This window comes from Protofrankia sp. CiP1_Cm_nod1 (genome assembly GCF_920888515.1).
In the GTDB taxonomy this organism is placed as follows: domain Bacteria; phylum Actinomycetota; class Actinomycetes; order Frankiales; family Frankiaceae; genus Protofrankia.
Map to the genome: position 1 here is coordinate 1,455 of NZ_CAKKTM010000173.1, position 2,192 is coordinate 3,646.

The window sequence follows — 2,192 nt, forward strand, 5'->3', positions numbered from 1 at the left end:
TGCCAGCGTGTCTGGGCATGTTGTCTTCTTGTCGGTGGGTGGCGCTGGGGGAGGTGTCGGGAAGTTGGCGCGAGGGCGTGTGGAGTGGCGGGCTGGCCTATCGTGGAAATATGACGATCACTACTGAGCTGGAGTCCGGGACAGCCCGTTGGCAGACGTCTGTGAGCGGGGCTGGCTGGGACGTCGACGCCCTGAATATCGACAGCGCTGTCATCGGCCGTACGGGCGCCGATGGCGGAGGTGCGCCAGGCGGCGGGGCTGATGCGCCTGTGGCGGGCGGCGCTGGCGGGGCCGGCGGCGTTGGTGGAGCCGGTGAGGTCGGTGAGGTCGGTGGAACCGGTGGGGTCGGCCGCGTTGGTGGTGTTGGCGGAGCGGGTGAGGCCGGCGGGAGCGGCGGGGCTGGTGGGGGTGTGCGGCTGGCCGGGCGGGAAGCCGAGGGCTGGCAGGGGCGTCCGGATGCCCTGCGCTCGTCCCCCTTGTCGGTGCCGGCGGGGTCGAGGTCGCGGGTGGGGCCGGCTGCCGCCGGTGCTGTCCGGTCGGCTGTGCTGCGTTGGTGGGCTGTCGTTCTCGCCGTCGGGACCGTCGTCGCCACGATGATCGAGCCGGTTCCCGATGGCCCGCAGGCGGTGGAGCGGACGCCGGTCCTGATCGGGGCCATCGGTGACGTCACCCTGGTGCTGCTGTTCGTGGCCTTTGGCGCGCTGCTTGCCGGCCGCCGCTGGGGGCTCGGGGCGGCCACCTACGCGGGCGCCGGGCTCGTGGCGCTCTCGGCGCTGTGCCCGGCCTCGGGCCATCACGATGTGGCGGCCTGGTGGTTCGCGCAGCTCGCGATCAGCGTTGGTCTGTTCGCGGGCTCCCTTGTGCTGCGTTCTCGGGCGAGCGCGCCAGCCCGCCCCTGAGGACCGCCGCGCCGAGGGGAGCGCGCCGGGGAGAGCGCATCGGGACGGGACGGAGAACACACCTGGCCCGAGACATGCCTTCCTGTTTACTTACCGCAAGCGTCTCGTGTCGCTACGGTTATATGTACAGATCGTAGCGACACGGGGAGTAAGCATGCTCAATCAACAGCACGATCAGAGACGATGGCCCGACACTGGCCAGAAGCCCAGGTCAGGGAGGTCATCACGGTGGATACAGGGGCCCCGAGCCGACGTCAGCTCGCCGTTCTGGCCACTCTCGCCGCTGGCGGCGCAGTGACGATGTCGCCCTTCGTCGACGAGCTGGCGGACGTCGACACGCGCTTCCGAGTACTGGTCTGCGAGTACGAGGACATTCCGCTGACCGAATCCCTGCCGCGGCTGGACGCCCTCTACGCGGAGGTCGTCCGCCTCTCCGAGCGCCGGGTGGCCCCGGCGCAGCGCCGGGCCGCCGGTGCCACCCTGGCCCATGTCGAGGCGCTGCGCGCCGACGCGCTGTTCAACACCGACCGGATCGACCAGGCCCGGCGGCTCGCCGAGGCCGCCTACCGGCACGGCCGGTCCGCCGGCGACGCGTTAGCCGTCGGCTACGCCCGGAAGATCGCCGGAATGATCGAGCTGTACGAGGAGCATCCGGAGTCGGCGTTGCGGCTTGCCATGGACGGCCAGCGCCGGGCCGACGGCACCCCGGTGGCCATCGCCGCGCTCGCGTTGCAGGCGCGGGCGATGGCGGTCCTGCCCGGTGGGCGTCCCGACGAGGTGGCCAGGATCGCCGACCGGGCGATCGGCCAGGCGTTCGCGCTGCCGGCCGAGCAGCGGGGGACCCCCGGCGGGGAGGATCCCGGTGCCGTCCACCCGGTGGAGGTCGCCTACCACGGAGTGATCGCCGCCGCGGCGGCCGGTGACCACAGCGCCGCCACGGACTACGCCGACGTCGCCCTGCCCGCGCTGACGGCGATGAACCGTCCGGGGTTCGTCGCGGTCGCGCTCGCCCATCTGGCCGCCGCCGACGCCCGCCGCGGTGACGTGGAATCCGCGCTCGACCGGGCCGGCACCGCCTTCGACCTGGCGCCCCGCCCGTTCCGGGCGGTGGGCCGCCCGCTGGCGGCGACCCTGTTCGCGCTGCGGGCCGGTCACGCGAACGCGGACGGCGTCCAGGCCTTCCTCGTCCGGGCCCGCGCCTGGAAACAGAGCGGGAGCACGACCTGACGCTCTGAGTCGTGGACGGCCGTCCCGCGGCGGGCCCGGCATCCGGGCCTGCCGCGAGCGGCCATG

Annotated in this window: 2 protein-coding genes; both read left to right on the forward strand. The window is 73.1% G+C overall.

Annotation, left to right across the window (positions count from 1 at the left end):
- Positions 1-110 precede the first annotated feature (110 nt).
- Positions 111-899 carry a hypothetical protein gene (locus NBX02_RS08215; protein WP_250290732.1) on the forward strand — a complete coding sequence of 263 codons (789 nt, stop codon included), beginning with the start codon at positions 111-113 and terminating at the stop codon, positions 897-899.
- Between the two features lie 228 nt (positions 900-1,127).
- Positions 1,128-2,126: a hypothetical protein gene (locus NBX02_RS08220; RefSeq protein ID WP_250290734.1), complete on the forward strand. Its 999-nt coding sequence runs from the start codon at positions 1,128-1,130 to the stop codon at positions 2,124-2,126.
- The last annotated feature ends 66 nt before the right edge of the window (positions 2,127-2,192 follow it).